19 protein-coding genes and 2 pseudogenes are annotated in these 18,000 nt (G+C 44.9%); 1 reads left to right on the forward strand and 20 read right to left on the reverse strand.

The window, feature by feature from the left end:
* Positions 1-34: 34 nt before the first annotated feature.
* The 6 genes from DMB88_RS18600 to mtrB all read right to left on the reverse strand — a co-directional run bounded on the left by DMB88_RS18600 (position 35) and on the right by mtrB (position 4,090).
* Positions 35-652, reverse strand: a complete 618-nt coding sequence (locus DMB88_RS18600; RefSeq protein WP_128102552.1) for a UbiX family flavin prenyltransferase — start codon at positions 650-652, stop codon at positions 35-37.
* 2 nt (positions 653-654) lie between these two features.
* On the reverse strand, positions 655-1,521 hold the full coding sequence (locus tag DMB88_RS18605) for a UbiA-like polyprenyltransferase (RefSeq protein ID WP_128102553.1): 867 nt from the start codon (positions 1,519-1,521) through the stop codon (positions 655-657).
* Positions 1,514-2,242 carry a demethylmenaquinone methyltransferase gene (locus tag DMB88_RS18610; protein ID WP_128102554.1) on the reverse strand — a complete coding sequence of 243 codons (729 nt, stop codon included), beginning with the start codon at positions 2,240-2,242 and terminating at the stop codon, positions 1,514-1,516. Before DMB88_RS18610 ends, DMB88_RS18605 begins: the two co-directional genes overlap by 8 nt.
* 11 nt (positions 2,243-2,253) lie before the next feature.
* A complete protein-coding gene (locus DMB88_RS18615; protein WP_128102555.1) occupies positions 2,254-3,117 on the reverse strand; it encodes a heptaprenyl diphosphate synthase component 1 in 864 nt (287 codons plus the stop codon).
* Positions 3,118-3,220: 103 nt separating this feature from the next.
* A complete protein-coding gene (locus DMB88_RS18620; RefSeq protein WP_128102556.1) occupies positions 3,221-3,592 on the reverse strand; it encodes a hypothetical protein in 372 nt (123 codons plus the stop codon).
* Positions 3,593-3,868: 276 nt separating this feature from the next.
* Positions 3,869-4,090 (reverse strand): trp RNA-binding attenuation protein MtrB, encoded by a 222-nt coding sequence (gene mtrB / locus DMB88_RS18625; protein WP_056696710.1) that lies wholly within the window; start codon positions 4,088-4,090, stop codon positions 3,869-3,871.
* Positions 4,091-4,274: 184 nt separating this feature from the next.
* Between mtrB and DMB88_RS31750 the strand changes: the two genes are divergently transcribed.
* Positions 4,275-4,400, forward strand: coding sequence for a hypothetical protein (locus DMB88_RS31750; RefSeq protein ID WP_285858496.1), 126 nt, complete (start codon positions 4,275-4,277; stop codon positions 4,398-4,400).
* Between the two features lie 67 nt (positions 4,401-4,467).
* On the opposite strand, the gene DMB88_RS18630 is transcribed toward DMB88_RS31750, so the two are convergent.
* The 14 genes and pseudogenes from DMB88_RS18630 to rpsA form a co-directional block, all read right to left on the reverse strand.
* Positions 4,468-4,740: an HU family DNA-binding protein gene (locus tag DMB88_RS18630; protein WP_024630670.1), complete on the reverse strand. Its 273-nt coding sequence runs from the start codon at positions 4,738-4,740 to the stop codon at positions 4,468-4,470.
* 219 nt (positions 4,741-4,959) lie between these two features.
* The gene (locus DMB88_RS18635) at positions 4,960-5,946 is read right to left on the reverse strand and encodes an ABC transporter permease (protein WP_128102557.1); all 987 of its coding nucleotides are present in this window, start codon (positions 5,944-5,946) and stop codon (positions 4,960-4,962) included.
* Positions 5,943-7,459 (reverse strand): annotated as a pseudogene (locus tag DMB88_RS18640) (sugar ABC transporter ATP-binding protein). Before DMB88_RS18640 ends, DMB88_RS18635 begins: the two are co-directional and overlap by 4 nt.
* Before the next feature lie 161 nt (positions 7,460-7,620).
* Positions 7,621-8,715 carry a sugar ABC transporter substrate-binding protein gene (locus DMB88_RS18645; protein ID WP_056696704.1) on the reverse strand — a complete coding sequence of 365 codons (1,095 nt, stop codon included), beginning with the start codon at positions 8,713-8,715 and terminating at the stop codon, positions 7,621-7,623.
* 216 nt (positions 8,716-8,931) lie between these two features.
* Complete coding sequence (spoIVA, locus tag DMB88_RS18650; protein WP_128102558.1) at positions 8,932-10,410, reverse strand: stage IV sporulation protein A; 1,479 nt, start codon at positions 10,408-10,410, stop codon at positions 8,932-8,934.
* Positions 10,411-10,899: 489 nt separating this feature from the next.
* A complete protein-coding gene (locus DMB88_RS18655) occupies positions 10,900-11,670 on the reverse strand; it encodes a hypothetical protein (RefSeq protein ID WP_128102559.1) in 771 nt (256 codons plus the stop codon).
* 81 nt (positions 11,671-11,751) lie between these two features.
* Entirely contained in the window at positions 11,752-12,105 is a 354-nt protein-coding gene (locus DMB88_RS18660) for a 2Fe-2S iron-sulfur cluster-binding protein (protein WP_128102560.1), read from the reverse strand.
* 17 nt (positions 12,106-12,122) lie between these two features.
* Positions 12,123-12,596 carry a hypothetical protein gene (locus tag DMB88_RS18665; protein WP_254438252.1) on the reverse strand — a complete coding sequence of 158 codons (474 nt, stop codon included), beginning with the start codon at positions 12,594-12,596 and terminating at the stop codon, positions 12,123-12,125.
* A 230-nt stretch (positions 12,597-12,826) separates the two neighbouring features.
* Entirely contained in the window at positions 12,827-13,006 is a 180-nt protein-coding gene (locus DMB88_RS18670; protein ID WP_056696694.1) for a DUF2768 family protein, read from the reverse strand.
* 172 nt (positions 13,007-13,178) lie between these two features.
* Entirely contained in the window at positions 13,179-13,454 is a 276-nt protein-coding gene (locus tag DMB88_RS18675; protein ID WP_056696692.1) for a stage VI sporulation protein F, read from the reverse strand.
* A 97-nt stretch (positions 13,455-13,551) separates the two neighbouring features.
* Entirely contained in the window at positions 13,552-14,592 is a 1,041-nt protein-coding gene (locus tag DMB88_RS18680) for an NAD(P)H-dependent glycerol-3-phosphate dehydrogenase (RefSeq protein ID WP_128102562.1), read from the reverse strand.
* Positions 14,585-15,206: pseudogene (gene plsY, locus DMB88_RS18685) on the reverse strand (glycerol-3-phosphate 1-O-acyltransferase PlsY). The gene DMB88_RS18680 and the pseudogene plsY overlap by 8 nt, the downstream one beginning before the upstream one ends.
* 11 nt (positions 15,207-15,217) lie before the next feature.
* Positions 15,218-16,540, reverse strand: a complete 1,323-nt coding sequence (gene der, locus DMB88_RS18690) for a ribosome biogenesis GTPase Der (protein ID WP_128102563.1) — start codon at positions 16,538-16,540, stop codon at positions 15,218-15,220.
* A gap of 186 nt (positions 16,541-16,726) precedes the next feature.
* Positions 16,727-17,941 carry a 30S ribosomal protein S1 gene (rpsA, locus tag DMB88_RS18695; RefSeq protein WP_128102564.1) on the reverse strand — a complete coding sequence of 405 codons (1,215 nt, stop codon included), beginning with the start codon at positions 17,939-17,941 and terminating at the stop codon, positions 16,727-16,729.
* Between the last annotated feature and the right edge of the window lie 59 nt (positions 17,942-18,000).

An 18,000-nucleotide genomic window follows, 5' to 3' on the forward strand; every position in this document is an offset into this window, starting at 1 on the left:
TTACTAGTCAATGGATGTGACCAGCTTCCAGTTGTTAACCCCGTTCATCCGGTTCTCCCCATCGCTTGAAGAGCTGATGCGGTATGCGCAAATTATCCAGCACTTTGCCTACCAAAAACATAATCAACTCTTCCATACTTTGAGGTTTGTAATAAAATGCCGGCATCGCCGGAATCATGCGTACACCTAGTCTGGAGAGCTTCAACATGTTCTCCAAATGGATTGCATGCAGCGGCGTCTCTCGTGGAACGAGAATTAACGGTCTCGCTTCCTTCATCATCACATCGGCTGCGCGAGACATCAGATTGTCAGATGAACCTTGCGCAATGGATGAGAGAGTTCCCATAGAGCAAGGCATGATGATCATACCATCAGCAAGATATGATCCACTTGCAATGGATGCTCCAATATCACTAACGGGATGGTAGATAAGTGAGCCGGAATGACCGCCGAATTTTTCTTCAAGCACAGCGTCACGGCTCGTAATATCCCAGTCCATTTCCTCTCTTAATACACGCCAGCCCGCATTAGAAATCACGAGATGTACGGTGTAGTTCAGATCAAGTAACGTTTCAATCAGCCTAATGCCATAAATGCTTCCACTGGCTCCAGTTATACCAACGACGAGGCGTTTATTGTCCGGCTGCTGCATCGTTACTTCACCGCCAGATCAATCAAAGTGAACGTAAACACTACAAGACTTAGCACACTATTCATCGTAAAGAATGCCGTTTGAACTCGGCTCATGTCATTAGGTGAAACAATGTAATGCTCATAGAATAGAATACCGTACGTAATCAACATACCGGCACCATACCACCAGCTAAGATCAGTCATTAACAAAAGTGCTAAGAAACCAATCGCCGTAATGATATGGAAGAATTTTGCGATCTTCAGTGACTTAATCAATCCAAAGCGAGAAGGAATGGAATGCAAGCCCTCTCCCTGATCAAACTCCAAATCTTGACATGCATAGATGATATCGAAGCCCGCTGTCCAGAATACAATCGTAACGTAGAGTACAATCGCTGTCCAATCCATCGAACCCGTAACCGCGACCCAGCCCCCAAGTGGAGCCAAACCAATCGTCATACCAAGCACGATATGACATAACCAGGTGAAACGTTTGGTATATGAATACAGTACTAGCATAAACACAGCAATAGGCAACAATTGCATGGATAACACATTAAGATTGGATGATGCCCAGAATAACAATATAAACGATACGATAATGAAAATAACTACTTCGCCGTTCTTCAGCAATCCAGCAGGAATAGCTCGCATTGCCGTACGTGGGTTCTTACCGTCAATGGCTTGGTCAATAATACGATTGAGACCAAATGCTGCACTTCGCGCACCTACCATAGCGAGTAATACCCAGAAGATTTGCATCCAGGATGGAAACGTGCCGTTGACTAACATGGAACCGAGAATAGCTCCCATAAAAGCAAAAGGTAATGCAAAAAGCGTGTGTTCAATCTTGATCATTTCTAAAAAGATACGAATTTTCCTAAACATGCTGATTCTCCTTGGTTCCAATATGCAGTGCCGCGATGCCTCCGGTCAGAGGATAGGCCTGCACTTGCTGTAATCCGGTTTCTTCGAAAATGCTCGCCAGTTCCTTTCTTCCCGGAAATAGTGCCAGCGAGTCTGGTAGCCATTTGTACTGCTCATAACGTTTAGCAAATAGTTTGGCCAGATTAGGCAACATATGTTCAAAATAAAAATAATAAATGCCTTTAAAAGGCTGCCATGTTGGCTTGGATAGCTCTAGACATACCACTTTGCCTCCCGGCTTCACCACACGTTGCATCTCAGACAGAACCTGTCTCAGATCCGGTACATTCCGAAGACCAAAACCGATCGTCACGTAGTCGAACGTATTATCTTCAAACGGTAGTGACATCGCATTTCCCTGTACAAGTGTGATCTGCTTCTCGCGATTCACAGCATTAATCTTCGTCTGACCTACCTCAAGCATGTTACTGCTAAAGTCCAGACCATGCATGTGACCCGTTTCACTTGCTTCCGCCATGGCAAGCGTCCAGTCGCAGGTTCCGCAGCATAGATCAAGCCCTGTATCTCCTTGGGACATGTTCATCTTTTTCATGGTGAATTTACGCCAAGCTTTGTGCCTACGAAAACTTAGGATATCATTCATGACATCGTATTTACCTGCAATACTCTGAAAAACCGAATGGACAAATTCTTCTTTCGGTTTGGTCTCTGTGCTACCCATTCGTCTCCCCCTCAGTCTTCCCTAACTACCGCATGCGAAGGCTGCAAATAAGTGAGGTAAGGTTCCAAAATAGTCTGCACTTCATGCAGTCCTTCCCCCTCCACCTTATCTTGCAATAATTGCTGTATGCGGTGTGTACTATTACGAAGCTTGTCCAACAAGATTTCACCAATTCGATACTTCAGAACCAGTCCAGCCCATACACGCATATCCGGCTCAGGTTGAAGAAGAACCTTCCGTTCCTCATCACTGCCCTGCTCATAGATACTCCAGAAGGCATAACTGTAGACAAAGCATTTCTCATCATTTAGCTTCTGCAATTCTTCCACAATGTTCTCACAGGTACTAAATTCAGCAAGCAGATGCTCCCAGATAGACTGTTCCTTTTCACCAATTATGTCTGTAAAAGAAAGAAACAGCTGCATTTTCAGCTGTACCGTTTCACGTAAGTATTCATCAGGCGAAACGACAAGCTTCTTCATACGTTCATATAATGACATCTTACCCACGTTAACCTCAGCGACTGCACCACTAAGTTTACCAATCATTTCGATCCGGTCGGCATGGGCAAGCAGTTGATAGAATCGACTACTGAAATAATCGCCAGCGAGTACATTCAACTGACGTGAACGCATCTCCTGTTCTTTACGTGCTCCGGATAAAGTATCAATACGATCATGCGTATCCATGGCCAACTGAACGAGCGAGGTAGCTAGAGCATATATTTCATTATGCTGCTTCTCATCCGTGCGGCTCACAAACACCTGCAACAGACGCGCTCGGCTATCCGGAAACGGTGGTATTTCCGTATGTTGTCGAATCATGTCGTAATCCGTATATTTTTTTGCTAGTTGGGGTACGCGATATGAATTCATTCTCCAGCCTCCGAGACTTTGCATTGTTAAACCTTTTTCTGCACTACAATCTTATATATTATAGCATATGTTTATCTGACACGCACTGAATCCTGCTATTCTATTACCCCTGGTTCAACATTTCGAATTGCTTCCTCCAGAGTTCCGTCTCCATAATATGAAACCATGCTTTTAATTCGCCAGATAACGCTGGACTATTCCAATTTCGAAGGGCATCAATGGCTTCCAAAGGCCATTCATTTCGGCGAATATCCGCAGCAAGTAACAGATGTTGCTTATGCAGCCATTCATCCTCTGCCATGACACGAAGCAATACTTGTTCCACATTGTCCAAGCTACGAAAACTGAGCTCAGCCACAGCAGCCATGTTGGCGTATATTTCACTATGGCTTGTTCCCGTTCCAATCACCTTTAAGTCGAGCTTCAAAATGGATTGCTTCCATTCTACTCTTGCGATAGGAGTTGTTAAATGCATAGAATGTAGCACATCGACCAAGTTTTTATCGGACAATTCATCTGGTGCTTTGGTCGCTGTGACTGGTAGTACGTGATCCCCCCCATGTACGTGTATGTAAGTTCTGTATCGCTACAAGCAGAAAAACAACCGCAACCGTTGCTAACACTGAAGTTGTAAGGATCATTCCGGGTTTCATAAATGCCTCCCTGCCCTCACCTGTTAGTGTAGTCTGTCCGGTAAAGGCTCATACCTCATTGTACAATGAAAAAAAGCAGGCTATGCCTGCAATTTTCATTATTCGGACTGAATTTCACCATGCTTGGTAATCAGCGTAGCCTTGCCTCGGATTTTGATGGCAGAAGTATGATTCGTGAATTGAGCAAACATCACTTCTCCCTTATCGAGCTTTTCTGTATGATGAAAACGCGTGTCTTGGCCCCGAGTTAAGCCGATTACCTGTACACCGTTCTCCTCCGCTCGAATGACAATATAATCACTGCCGGTTGGATGGTCCATCACGTAACGTCCCCTCTCCTAGTTCAATAGCGTTAATGATGATTAAAATTTTTGCATTTGTCAACAGAGTCCTATCCATATGGAACGCAACAATTATTAAATGCTGGGTCATACTACAAAGTATCTAGATTCAGAAAGGAGAATTCATCTGAAATATACTCCAGCAACGCTCACAGAAGAGCATGTGCATCAGATTCAAGAGATTGAACAGCATCTCTCTGAAGCCGCAGGCAAAGAATTGATTTTAATTGCTTATGCCCTGCAGCCCGAAGAAGCTAATCCGTCAGACAATCGTTCAGATCCTCTTTAAAAAGGCAAAAGAAAAGGCCGTGAACAAGTCACGGTCTTTTTGTCGACATATGGAATATGTAGAAATCTTATTTAATTCCGTCTTTGAGCGCTTTACCTGGTTTGAATGCAGGAATTTTGCTCGCAGGAATTTCGATTTCTTCACCTGTTTGCGGGTTACGTCCTTTACGAGCAGAACGTTCGCGAACTTCGAAGTTCCCAAAACCAACCAATTGTACTTTGTCTCCGCTTTGAAGAGCCTCAGAGATTGCTTCGAATACGGCATCAACCGCTTTCGTTACATCCTTCTTGGACAGTTCAGTAGCTTCAGACACGTGTGTAATCAAGTCTGATTTATTCATTTGTTTTTCACCTCCTGAATCAATGTCCTGAATGTTATACTGTGTTTCCGTTTTATCGCGAAATATACGTTCATACGCAAAAAATCTACGTAAATCTTGAGCGTGATGAACACCATTCTCCGCTTGCGGTTAACAGTTCTTTCCGGCAGAATGCCGCCTGAAACCAAGCGCGCTCCATACGCGGAACAAATTTTATACTAATACAGACAGCACACAATTTCAAGTGCGGTTGCGGTTTAACACGTAAAATGTAACAGCCAAGGCTAGTACAAGAACGCCACCTTTTACAATATCGTGTGTAAAATACTGTACATTCATCATCGTCAAACCATTCACTAAAACGCCGATTAACACGGAACCTATAAATGTTCCAATAACGTTTGGTTTACCCGCCCCGAACACCGAAAACCCTACAAACACCGCCGCCACCGATTCCATTAACAACGGAGAACCAGCATCGATCTGTCCTGAACCAACCTTGGACGCATAGATAATACCACCGATTGCAGCAAACACGCCTGCTGCCACATAGGCTAGTGTTCTTACCTTTTTCACCTTGATTCCAGACAATCTTGCAGCCTCTTCATTGCCTCCAGTAATGTACATTTGACGACCGTATTTCGTATACGTTAAAAAGATGTGAACGCCGATTACCGCAATGAGCAAAAGGATGACCGAAATCGGCATGCCCAGCCATTTTCCCTGCCCAAGCTGCAGAAACGTTGGATCCATCTCCCCCGCTGCTTTGCTTCCATCCGGAAATTGCATATGATTATAGATCGTGTAACCTTGTGCGTACGTTTTGTGAATTCCACCAATAATGTACATCGTGGCTAGTGTAGCCAGCAGGTCAGGGATACGCAGTTTCACAATAAGCAGCGCATTAAGAAGACCAATGACAGCCCCGATCACCAGCGGAACGATGATAACGACTGCTAACGGCTGTTGGTACCAGATCATTAAAGAGGCAGTAACCACCGTCGTTAGTGATACAGTTGCACCTACAGAGAGGTCGAATCCATCAACAATTAGAGATAATGTGACACCAATCGCCACAAACGTCACGATCGAGATGGAACCTAGAATATCGGTTAAGTTGCTGTACGTAAAGAAATAAGGCAATTTAATGCCGAAAAATGCAATAACACCAATAATAACGATAATCGCTCCATAACGGAACGCAAAATCTAATGATTTGTCCTTCATGCTTGCACCTCTTGTCCACCGCTTGCGTAGTATAGCAGCTGTTCTTGGTTAGTTTCGCCTCGTTTGAATTCCTTCACAATCTCACCTTCACACATCACTGCAATGCGGTCGCCGATTCCAAGTCCCTCATCCAATTCACATGTGAAATAAATGACCGCTTTTCCTGCCAGAGCCAGTTGGTTAATAATTCGAAAAATATCACTTTTGGCTCCAATGTCTACACCTTTTGTTGGCTCATCGAATATGAACACTTCAGCATCCGCGTTTAACCATTTGCCAATGGCTACCTTTTGCTGGTTACCCCCACTTAAATACTTGACCTCCTGACGAACAGAAGAGGTTTTAATACCAAGTTGCTGAATCAACGTTTCCGCATTCTCACGTTCCCTTTTACGGCTTACAAAACCAAGCCTGCTGAGTCTGCTGAGCAACGGCAAACTTAAGTTGCGTTCAACATTCTCATGAATTAGGATACCCTGTTTACGACGCTCTTCAGGTACGGAGACGATTCCCAATGCCGCAGCATCAGCGGGTTCAGCCATGCGAAGCTTGTTGTTGTTCAAACGAACCTCTCCTGCCTCCAGCCGGTCTGCTCCAATCAAAAGGCGTGAACATTCCGTTTTGCCCGCACCAACAAGTCCTACTACAGCAAGCACCTCACCGCGGTGTACAGATAGATCAACGCCTTTGACCTTAAGCCCACGCCGGAGTCCACGTGCTTCAAGCAACAGATCACCGATTGGCGCTTCAATCTTAGGAAATTCCTCATCAAAAGACTTACCTAACATCTGGGTGACTAGATCGTTAATCGTAAGTCCACGAGTATCCCCCGTAAACACATGCTGACCATCTCTCATCACCGTTACCCGATCACAATGACCCGTGACTTCAACCAGGCGGTGTGTAATGAAAATACATGCAACTCCACGATCCTTCAACAAATGCACAATGCGGAAAAAAGCATCTGTCTCTTCCTGACTAAGTGGTGCAGTTGGCTCATCAAAAATAATAACCTTCGCTTCCTGAACCAGAATACGCGCGAGCAAAATCATCTGTTTCTCTGCAAGTGTGAGATCAGCCACTTTCTTATGCACAGAAAAGTCTGCTCCCAACTGCTTCAACACCTCACTAGCGCGCTGCTGCAATTTTCGAGGACTCTTCCACCAGCCCCAGCAGAAGACGCAAGTTGATCTAACATAATATTCTCTGCAGCAGTTAATTGAGGTACTAGGGCTGCATCCACTTCCTGATACACACAGTGGATCCCCTGGCTTTTGGCATCTCCAGGAGAGGTCAGACGCAGGATCTGCCCGTTCAGGTTAATCGTGCCCTGATCTAGCGGATAGGCACCGGACAGAATCTTCATTAGTGTACTCTTTCCGGCTCCATTAGCTCCAAGAAGAGCATGAATCTCTCCACCTTTTACAGAGAAATTCACATCTTTAAGTGCAGGAACGCCTGCAAACTGTTTATGGATATGTTCCATTGTCAGCAGAATAGATGCCGTTGTCATGATGTATACCTCCAATCTCTTCCCATGGGAGTATTCGTCTTTTTCTTATTTCATCGGTAAGCCCATTATCCAGTACGCGTCATGTCTGTAGTTGCTGGAAAAAGCGCGCCTGACGGCGCGCTCGACTAACGCTTGTTGGTGCTATTGATGTACAACAGTGCTTATTTGGCAGTAATGCCGTAATCCTTCATCCAATCCTTGATACCCTGCGTACTTCCACCCCAGCCTTCTACATACTCTGACAGCTCGGAAGTAGAAATTTGTTTCTCAGGCAATGCTTCACGTTGTACATAAACCGGATTGAGTACCACTGCATCCTCTGTCTCGTCACCATTAATCTTTTGGTAAGCGTAACGAACTTGTACCCGTCCAATGTCCGTTGGATCAACTGCTGCGGATGCAACCCATGGATTTTTAGGATCTTGAATCATTTGCAAGTCTTCATCACTCATATCGATACCGTAAACTTTAATTTCATCACGGCCAGCTTGTTGAATTGCACGTGCTGCACCTTTAGCAAATTCATCCCATGCCGTCCACACTGCAGTAATTTCACCTTTTGGATATTGCTTCAGAATTGCTTCCATTTTCGCTTGTGTATCAAGCGCTGGATTTTGAGCTGAACCAAATGTTGCAATCTCTTTAATATCAGGGTTTTCGCTCATAAACTTAGCGTATGACACCTGGCGGCGTTCCATCGGTGCAAATCCAGCTACCCATACTTTAACAATATTGCCTTGACCGTTAATGTCCTTTTTCATTTGTTCTAAGGTAAGCTCAGCCATCTTCTGATCATCCTGGGACAACACTGTAGCACCAGGAACGCTGATATCCGCATCAAATACAACAACTGGGATGTTTTGTTCTACAGCCTTTTTGACACCTGGTTCAAGCAAAGAATCACCATGGTCCGTCAGAATCGCATCAAACTTTTGGTTAATTGCACTATCAAGCAATGATACCATTTTCGCTTTATCGTTATCGGCAACAAACGTCGTCAGCGTGCCACCGAATTTTTCAATCTCTTCTCGAACACCTTGCACATATTGTTGTGAGAATGTACCTGTGTTGAATTCCATAATCAGAGCAACCCGTTTACCACTTAGCGGGCCAGTCACCGCCTCAGTCGCAGGCTTGTCCTCCGCTCCAGAAGCTGGTGTTGCTGCTGGCTCTTTTTTGATTCCGCATGCGGACAGTGCCAATGTAAACACGAGCAGTACACTTAACCAAACCCATTTCGTAGCTTTTCTCTTCATCTCTATTCCCCCTAGTCATTCTCTCTCTGTGATCTCGATCACAATAGTTGAATATTAATATAACGGCTAATCCCTAGTATGTAAATGGGTTTTAGCAATTTAAAGCTAAAACTCGCTAAGTTTTTTTGAAAAGGCTAATCTTCCATCCATATCCTCCATAATTAAGAAAAAATTAACACGAAAAAGACCGCAAGGCATCCCTTGCGGTCTTTGATTTTACAGTATGATGGCGATTAATCCGCCCGATCCTTCGTTAATGATTCTTCCGAGCGTTTCCTGAAGCTTATAACGGGCATTATCCGGCATCATAGCAATCTTGCCCTGAATACCTTCTCTTACGATGGAATGCAATGAACGCCCGAACATATCTGAATCCCATACCTTGATCGGATCATTTTCGAAGTCCTGCATCAGATATCTCACCAGTTCCTCACTCTGCTTCTCCGTACCGATAATCGGTGCGAATTCAGACTCCACATCGACTCTAATCATATGGATGGAAGGTGCGGTTGCCTTTAAGCGTACTCCGAATTTAGTTCCCTGACGAATCAGTTCAGGTTCATCCAATGCCATCTCAGCCAGAGAAGGTGCCGCAATGCCGTAACCGGTCGTTTTGACCATCTCCAGCGCTTCAGCGAAGCGATCATACTCTCTTTTGGCATGAGAGAACTCTTGCATCAGTTGTAACAGATGATCTTTGCCTCGAATCTCAATCCCCACAACTTCCACGAGGATCTGATCGTATAACTCATCCGGTGCATACAGATCAATCTCGGCTACGCCCTGACCCATATTCATTCCGCTTAGTCCAGCACGGTCAATGAATTCGTATTCCATGAACTGGGATACAACGCGATCCACATCACGCAAACGACGAATATCCTTCACCGTGTCACGAACAGAATTTTCATAGTTGCTACGCAACCAGTGTGTATCATTCAATACCATAACCCAGCTCGGTAAATTCACATTCACCTCATGTACTGGGAACTCATACAATACTTCACGAAGGACACCTGTCACATCGTCTTCTGTCATTGTCGCTGCACTCAGGGTCATCACTGGGATGTCATATTTCGCTGCAAGCTCGTTACGCAATTGAAGAGCCTCTTCACTGCGTGGACGAGTAGAGTTGATGACCAGTACAAACGGCTTACCCACTTCCTTCAGTTCAGCGATGACACGCTCTTCGGACTCTACATAGGAACTCCGTGCAATCTCTGCGATTGTACCATCCGTTGTAACAACAACGCCCAGTGTGGAATGTTCCTGAATGACTTTCCGCGTGCCAATCTCTGCCGCTTCCTGGAACGGAATTGGCTCATCGAACCAAGGCGTGGAGATCATGCGTGGCCCATTCTCATCCTCATATCCCTTGGCACCTTCCACAGCGTAACCTACACAGTCCACAAGACGTACATTGACATCCAATCCTTCGGCAACTTTAATCTGAACCGCATTATTCGGTACGAATTTCGGTTCGGTGGTCATGATCGTTTTACCTGCTGCACTCTGTGGAAGTTCATCCACTGCACGGGCACGATCAGCCTCACTTGCGATGTTAGGCAATACGATCGTTTCCATGAATCGTTTAATAAATGTTGATTTCCCCGTCCGGACTGCGCCGACAACCCCGAGATAGATATCCCCTCCGGTCCGCTCAGCAATGTCCTTAAAAATGTCTACTTTCTCCAATGAAATCCCCTCCCTAAATTACTCCGAAGGAAAAATGCTAAAGAGCATCCGCTTCGTTTTTTCAATCAGAAGACTGAAATCCCTGCAACGGTAGAGCCGCCTTTGTGAGTGCCCGGAAGTCGTCCGCCGCCGAACGTTGCATTCTGATGAAACCGGCGAAAGCGGCGTTAACTCGTACATGCAATTGGACTAGTATCATCTTATGTATCCGTATGCAGCATTATGACGCGTATTTTTGTTTTTTTCTTAAGGTTTTTATCTCAAGAAATTGCCCGGCTCCCGGACTGCGCGTCTTTATTACAGTCTACCTTATGAACACTCTGCGATAATTATGCCGTTTTGAATTTTTAGATTTCATGAAGGTGCGTTCAAGTACATTGAAGAAGCCATCCGTCAAGGGACTCAACGTCATACCATCAACGTATACCAAAAAGGGAGATATTCCTTAGAACGGAATTCTCCTTTTAAGTAAAACATATATCATTTAAATTATAATGAATTGCTTTTTGCTACAGGAGTATTGCTCTCCCAAGCATAAGTGACTGATTTTACAGGTACAAAATACGAGTGTTCCAACAGAAAGTCACGTACGTCCATTGTTTCCGTTGGCGATTTTTCTGATTTCTCCACCGCCTGCATAATGTCAAAAGCATAATCGACATATACGTTACCTGCCTCATCCACTATAAAGGGTAGTTCTTGCCCCGAGTACACACTGTTAAGCGTAACCTCAGGTGCGCCAGCAACAGCAGCTTCTTTCATATCTACAACATGCAGACCAGGATATAACTCATCTCCTATGGGTAACTTGCCATTATGTACGGATTTATACTGATTAACCATTCGTTGCACATCATTAACCTTTTGCACAGTCTGCAGATCCATGACTTTGATTGTAGGCTCTACCTCTTCGTTCTGAATTAAGAAGTAAGCGCTACCACCGTTCTCAAAAGCCGTTGCTGGTATTTCATCAATGAATCCTTGCTGCTTCAACTTAGCCAGATCAACTCTGAACTTTTCGAATTTGGGCGTAGCTTCATCCGCATTCAGGATAGGCAATATCCCTTGATCTTTCTGAAAGGCTTCTACTGCAAGCTGTATTCGGTTAACACTTTCCCGATAAGCGACTTTGGGATCTGCACCACTTTGGGATTGATACATGCAACCACTACCCACAAAAGTAAATAATAAAAATACCAGCAGACCGCTGATTCGCTGTTTTCTTCCACTCCACTGCGTGTTATACGTGTTCTTGATCATCCGTATCCTCCTTGGATCTCATGAAGTACAACGTAATTAACTAAACGAAATTGTTAGATGGCTGGCTCCCACAGTAGATTTTTAGAACCAGTCATCTTCCTCCTGTTGCTGACGCTCCAGCTGTTTGCGAATTGCGGCTTTGAGGGGATCTTCAGGCACATGTACAGACAACGAAGCCCGAACCTTGGCTTGACACGCCAGTCTCGTTCCTTGTTCCAATAACTGCCCCAGTTTACGTTTTTCTGCATCGGTCGGAGGGTGCAACGCATGAGCATCAGCTTCATCTACTCTCACCTTGCACATCAGGCAAGCGGCCTTGCCATCACATCGTATCGTTATTTTTACGCCTGCACGACGTGCGGCATTCAGTAAGTTTACGCCTGCTTTCAATCGAATGCTCTTCCGATCAGGCAAAAATGTAATGAGCTGCTCCATATGCTCCCTCCCATCTATTAAGAATACCAATCGAACCCTACTAGATCTTTAACCTCGGAATGAAAACGACTTGTCCACATATTTTGCTCGCTGAGTAACATCATTAGAGGTTGATGTTGATCTGGTTGCTTTCGAATCTGCTTCGCGATTGCCTCATACCGATCAACGCGTCCCCTCAACACGTTAAATAACAGTTCATGAGCTAATGGCATTAATTGGACTGAGTATGAACCAATCTGAATACAAGGCGCATGCTTAGCAAGTAAACGATCGATTTCAACCCGATACCAGCTATTTCTTGCCCAGATCTCAAAACCACCGACTAGTTCCAACGCACACTCTCCCACCTGGTAATGGCTAAGTAAGGAAGCGTACGGCCCTGTCTTATCAACCTGCGGTTCGTCCAGAACTGTCCCAGGTGCAGTTCTATGTAATCTTTTGGCCGCAGCAATATCCGCGTAAATATCAATGTCTCTTGGCGCTTGTTGCAATTCTACCTCCTGAAATAGTAACCCACAACTCCCGCCGAGCAGCCATGTGTAAGGTTCATTGCTCCAGACCTTCGCCGTTTCTAGCAGAGCAGCATGTAATTCCGGATAATCTGCTGTTCGTTCCCCATTTTATTCAGCTCCATCCGGGCTCACCTTCTTTCATCCGTGTTCATTGTGTCAGTTCTTATGATGTGCTTATTCGGATGTTATCCCTCAGGCTCTGGATAGGCTCAGGTTAGAGAAGCAATTCCGCCGAAAAAGCCAATTAACATAATCAGAAATGCAATAAGGGACAATACTCCGCGTATAATACCTTTCGTTTTGGCACGAGCAAATGTAATCAGGAATACAGATAAACCCATAATCAGAATCGCAACCAATGACAGCCACATCTTGTCCATTGCGCTCATAATCCAACAGTCTCCCCTTCAGTCCGTTAATTCATCACTGACACCGTGACAATTGGTTTTATTATAACATGAAATTCAACGTTTTTTTCCAATAAAAAGACAAAAAGCAAGCTGGCAGAAGCCAGCTCACTTTTTCATCTTATTCATCCACAGCCTATGCAGGCATGATCAATTATTTTTTCATCATCATTTTCATAAGTGATTCCATGCTGTTTGGGTTCAATCCGCTCTTCTTGACCGCACTTACAATATCCTGAACCGTATCTTCAGACACCGGAACTTTCGCCATGGCGGATACCTGCTTAATCAATTGGCGCAACTGAGCTTCATTCTGCATCGTGGATGGTTTCACTGTGCTAGCCAATTTCTTGACCGCACCTTCCGTAATCGTTTTGCCTGTTTTTTTGTTGATCGCTTTCAGTGCATCCTTAGAAATATTGTTACCCATTCGTCTCCCCTCCTCCGGTAATACTCATGTGTATAGTATGAGTGCACCAGAGAAAAGGTGAATAAGCTTCAAGTCTGCGTTTGAAAAGATACAACGATTAAGAGTGCCATTGCTCCCATGTTTCAAGCTTCATAACTTCCATTTCAGTTTTAGGATCTCGTCCCATCAGCGCCTCAACCGCATCTCGTGGCAGCCTTTCCTGAAAAAGAACATGATACAATTGATCAGCAATTGGCATTTGCACATTATACTTTTGAGAAATAAAATAGGCAGCCTGTGTCGTACGAATTCCCTCAACCACCATGCCCATGGAGTTCAAGACATCGTCTAATTTCTTACCTTGACCCAGCATAGAGCCTGCTCTCCAGTTCCGACTGTGCTGACTGGTAGCTGTAACTACCAGATCGCCGATCCCTGCCAAACCAGAGAACGTGAGTGGATTCGCACCCATCTCCACACCGATGCGTGTAATTTCAGCAAGACCACGTGTTAATAATGCCGCTTTGGCATTATCACCAAACTGAAGTCCATCGGACATTCCCGCACCTAGTGCAATAATATTTTTGAAAGCTCCTGCCAATTCAACACCAAGCATATCTCGGTTCGTATACACCCGGAAATAGGCATTCATAAACAATCCTTGGGCTGACTCAGCAGCAGTCTTGTCTAATGATGCGACAACTACTGTTGTCGGGCAACGCTTAACCACTTCCTCCGCATGACTCGGACCAGAGAGGACAACGACTTGCCCTTCTTCGCATTCCAGTTCTTCGGCGATAACGGTTGACATACGTTTCAAACTTTCTGTCTCAAACCCTTTGGTTGCATGAATAACGAGCATGTCCGGCTTGTAGTGAGCCTTAAGTTGATGTGCCACCGCTCTCATTGCTGAAGAAGGTGCAACAATAAGTACTGCCGATGCCCCTTCAACCGCAGCACCCATATCTGTCGTTGCCCGAATCAGCGAAGAAAGTTTAGCACCAGGAAGAAAGCGAGCATTCGTATGCTGCTCATTAATTTCAGCAGCCTGTTCTTCCCCACGTGTCCACATCATTACATCCAACTGATTCGCAGCGAGCACACTAGCAAGAGCAGTTCCCCAACTGCCCGCAACCAGTACAGCAACTTTTTTAGACAACACGTTTTCCCCCTCCAGGGTTTTTCGATCCCAATTTATTTTCCTGTCCTTTGGCGAGCTTCGCAATATTGGTACGATGTCTCCAGAATGCAAACAGACAAATAATCAGACTCCCCAGAAGATAGTCATTGAATATCCGGGTAAAACAAGAATAAAGATAGGTGTCAATGCAACAAAGATCAATGATCCCAATGAAACATACCGTGTCAATACGATGGACAGGATTGCGACAACTCCGGCGCACAATGCAGGAACAAGAGAGAGCGTCACAAGTACACCAATTGCCGTTGCAATTCCTTTTCCTCCACGGAAACGGAAGTATAGTGGCCAGTTATGCCCCGCAATAGCTGCTATACCACAGATCGCTGGAATCCATTCCGAACCGCCGCTAAGCCACACTCCGATCCATACTGCAGCAATCCCTTTGAGCACATCAAGGAGCAGAACCAGAATAGCTGGCCCTTTCCCAAGAATACGCAATGTATTCGTAGCTCCAGCGTTACCGCTGCCGTGTTGACGGATATCGATCCCCGAATCGCCTTGGCAAGGAGGACACTAAAGCTGATTGAACCGAGTAGATAACTCAGTACAATCGCTGCGATTTGTAAAATCACAAACTTCTCCCCTAACTTTCGTCGGACTTCTTCCGAGTAAATATGCGAATTGGCGTACCTTCAAAGTCAAACGCACCACGGATTTTGTTCTCCAGGTACCGCTCATATGAGAAGTGCATCAACTCTGGGTCGTTTACGAAAATAACCATTGTTGGCGGTTTAACCGCTACCTGTGTTACATAGTTAATTCTCATTCTGCGACCTTTATCCGTTGGTGGTGGATTGATTGCAACAGCATCAGACACCACATCATTAAGAAGATGCGTCTGAATACGCAATGCATGCTGCTGAGCCACATGCTGAACAACCGGTAGCAATTTTTGTAAGCGTTGTTTTGTTTTGGCTGACAAAAAGACCACGGGAGCGTACGTCATAAACAAGAAATGATCCCGAATTTTTTTCTCAAATTCATTCATCGTCTTGTCTGTCTTGTCGACAACATCCCATTTATTCACAACAAACAGCGAAGCTTTACCTGCTTCAAATGCATAACCTGCAATATGCTTGTCTTGTTCAATAATGCCCTCTTCACCATTAATGACGATCAATACAACATCGGCACGTTCAATGGCACGCATCGCTCGCATAACGCTATACTTCTCGGTCGTTTCGTACACTTTACCACGTTTGCGCATACCTGCTGTATCGATTAATACATAACGCTGACCATCCTTTTCAAACGGGGTATCAATGGCATCACGCGTAGTTCCCGCAACATCACTAACAATAACCCGTTCCTCGCCCAGAATCGCATTCACAAGGGAGGATTTACCTACATTCGGACGTCCGATCAGTGCTACACGAATAACATCATCATCATACGTCTCTTCTTCAAGTTCCGGTAATTTCTCCACGATCGCGTCAAGCAGATCGCCAATACCGGTACCGTGACTACCGGATACCCCAATTGGATCGCCAAAACCGAAGCCATAAAACTCATAAATCAATTCACTGCGCCCAATGTTATCCACTTTGTTCACGGCTACAACGATTGGTTTACCTGAGCGGTATAGCATCTCTGCAACTTCTTCGTCAGACTGCGTAATCCCCGCCTTGGCATCACACATAAATACAATAACATCCGCTTCTTCAATCGCAAGTTCCGCCTGCATGCGGATGGATTTCATAATGACGTCCTCGCCGTCAATCTCGATACCACCTGTATCAATAATACTGAAAGCTTTACCGTTCCATTCACCGATTCCGTAAATCCGGTCACGGGTAATGCCCGGCTTGTCTTCCACAATGGCCAGTCTGTCGCCGATAACCCGATTAAATATAGTGGATTTACCCACGTTCGGTCGTCCGACAATTGCCACAACGGGTCTTGCCATACATTCCACTCCTCCTGTCCATACTTTACGATACTCATCATAGCAAAAAACACCTGTCTTGGCTAACCTTTCGTACCGATATTCTCGTAATAACAACAATCGGCGAACCCGCCTTGGGCTCGCCGATCTTGCTTTTATTGTTCAGCAAAATATGCAGTATATAACTTAGAACCATGCACAGATAACTTATTTGAATTTGCTGAGTTTGTCACCAAACAGTTCGCCAAGCGTAGTGCTCATACCTTGATTGCTCAGGGAAACGTTAGGATTGTTGATTTCTTCACGTGGAGCGTTGTTTCTAGCAGGTCTTTCTGCTTTAGGTTCTTGTGCTGGAGCTTCTTCTGTTTCCTTGATGCTCAAGCTAACACGTTGTTCAGCAGGGTTCATGTCCAAGATTTTAACTTGAACTTCTTGTCCTTCTTTCAACACTTCATGTGGAGTGCCGATGTGTTTGTGGGAGATTTGTGAGATATGCACAAGTCCCTCAACGCCAGGAGCGATTTCAACGAATGCACCGAAGTCAACAAGGCGTTTTACAACACCTGTTACGATATCGCTAGCATTGAATTGGTCGCCAGCTGTTTCCCAAGGACCTGGTTGAACAGCTTTCATGCTTAGGCTGATTTTACCTTTTTCAGGGTCAACTTTGAGCACTTTCACGTTAACTTTGTCACCTTCGGACAGAACATCGGAAGGTTTGTCTACGTGAGTCCAAGCTAGCTCGGATACGTGAACCAAGCCATCAACTCCACCTACATCAACAAATGCACCAAATTGTGTCAAACGTTGAACTGTACCTTCGATAACTTGACCTTCTTGCAATCCAGCCATAACCTCAGCTTTGTTTGCTTCGAATTCTTGCTCCAATACGTCTTTTTGGGAAAGGATCACTTTATTGTTCTCACGGTCGATCTCTTTCACTTTAACACGCAGTGTGCGGCCTTTGTAGTCGCTGAAGTCTTCAACGAAATGGCGCTCAACCATGGATGCTGGAATGAATCCACGCACGCCAACGTCTGCAACCAAACCGCCTTTAACTACATCAGCTACAACAACTTCGAATACGTCTTGGTCTTCAAAATGCTTTTGCAATTGTTCCCAAGCGTTTTCGCTGTCGATTGCACGCTTAGACAGAACGAGTTTTTCTTTCTCGTCGTCAATAGTGAGGACTTTTGCCTCAACTTCTTGCCCAACTTCAACTGCATCAGACGCGCTGTCTACATGCAAAGAGGACAATTCACGAATTGGAATAACACCGTCATATTTATATCCAATGCTTACATAAGCTTGGTTATCTTCCAATTTGACGATGGTTCCTTTTACGGTATCTCCCTTTTTCAAGGAAACGAATTGATCCAACTCATCTTGGGTTGCTTCTTGATTTTTAATTTCTTCCGACATGTCAAATACCCTCCTCAATTCAAAAACCCCATTATATTCAAACCTGCCTATAGCAGAGT

The organism is Paenibacillus sp. DCT19 (assembly GCF_003268635.1).
Lineage (GTDB): Bacteria > Bacillota > Bacilli > Paenibacillales > Paenibacillaceae > Paenibacillus.

Coding starts and splice junctions, on each gene's coding strand:
- DMB88_RS18605 (WP_128102553.1), bottom strand. CDS start 1,521: ATGTTTAGGAAAATTCGTATCTTTTTAGAAATGATCAAGATTGAACAC.
- DMB88_RS18675 (WP_056696692.1), bottom strand. CDS start 13,454: ATGGGTAACAATATTTCTAAGGATGCACTGAAAGCGATCAACAAAAAA.
- DMB88_RS18635 (WP_128102557.1), bottom strand. CDS start 5,946: ATGAAGGACAAATCATTAGATTTTGCGTTCCGTTATGGAGCGATTATC.
- DMB88_RS18620 (WP_128102556.1), bottom strand. CDS start 3,592: ATGCATTTAACAACTCCTATCGCAAGAGTAGAATGGAAGCAATCCATT.
- DMB88_RS18615 (WP_128102555.1), bottom strand. CDS start 3,117: ATGAATTCATATCGCGTACCCCAACTAGCAAAAAAATATACGGATTAC.
- DMB88_RS18630 (WP_024630670.1), bottom strand. CDS start 4,740: ATGAATAAATCAGACTTGATTACACACGTGTCTGAAGCTACTGAACTG.
- DMB88_RS18600 (WP_128102552.1), bottom strand. CDS start 652: ATGCAGCAGCCGGACAATAAACGCCTCGTCGTTGGTATAACTGGAGCC.
- rpsA (WP_128102564.1), bottom strand. CDS start 17,941: ATGTCGGAAGAAATTAAAAATCAAGAAGCAACCCAAGATGAGTTGGAT.
- DMB88_RS18655 (WP_128102559.1), bottom strand. CDS start 11,670: ATGATCAAGAACACGTATAACACGCAGTGGAGTGGAAGAAAACAGCGA.
- DMB88_RS18610 (WP_128102554.1), bottom strand. CDS start 2,242: ATGGGTAGCACAGAGACCAAACCGAAAGAAGAATTTGTCCATTCGGTT.
- DMB88_RS18660 (WP_128102560.1), bottom strand. CDS start 12,105: ATGGAGCAGCTCATTACATTTTTGCCTGATCGGAAGAGCATTCGATTG.
- mtrB (WP_056696710.1), bottom strand. CDS start 4,090: ATGGACCATCCAACCGGCAGTGATTATATTGTCATTCGAGCGGAGGAG.
- DMB88_RS18645 (WP_056696704.1), bottom strand. CDS start 8,715: ATGAAGAGAAAAGCTACGAAATGGGTTTGGTTAAGTGTACTGCTCGTG.
- DMB88_RS18670 (WP_056696694.1), bottom strand. CDS start 13,006: ATGAGCGCAATGGACAAGATGTGGCTGTCATTGGTTGCGATTCTGATT.
- der (WP_128102563.1), bottom strand. CDS start 16,540: ATGGCAAGACCCGTTGTGGCAATTGTCGGACGACCGAACGTGGGTAAA.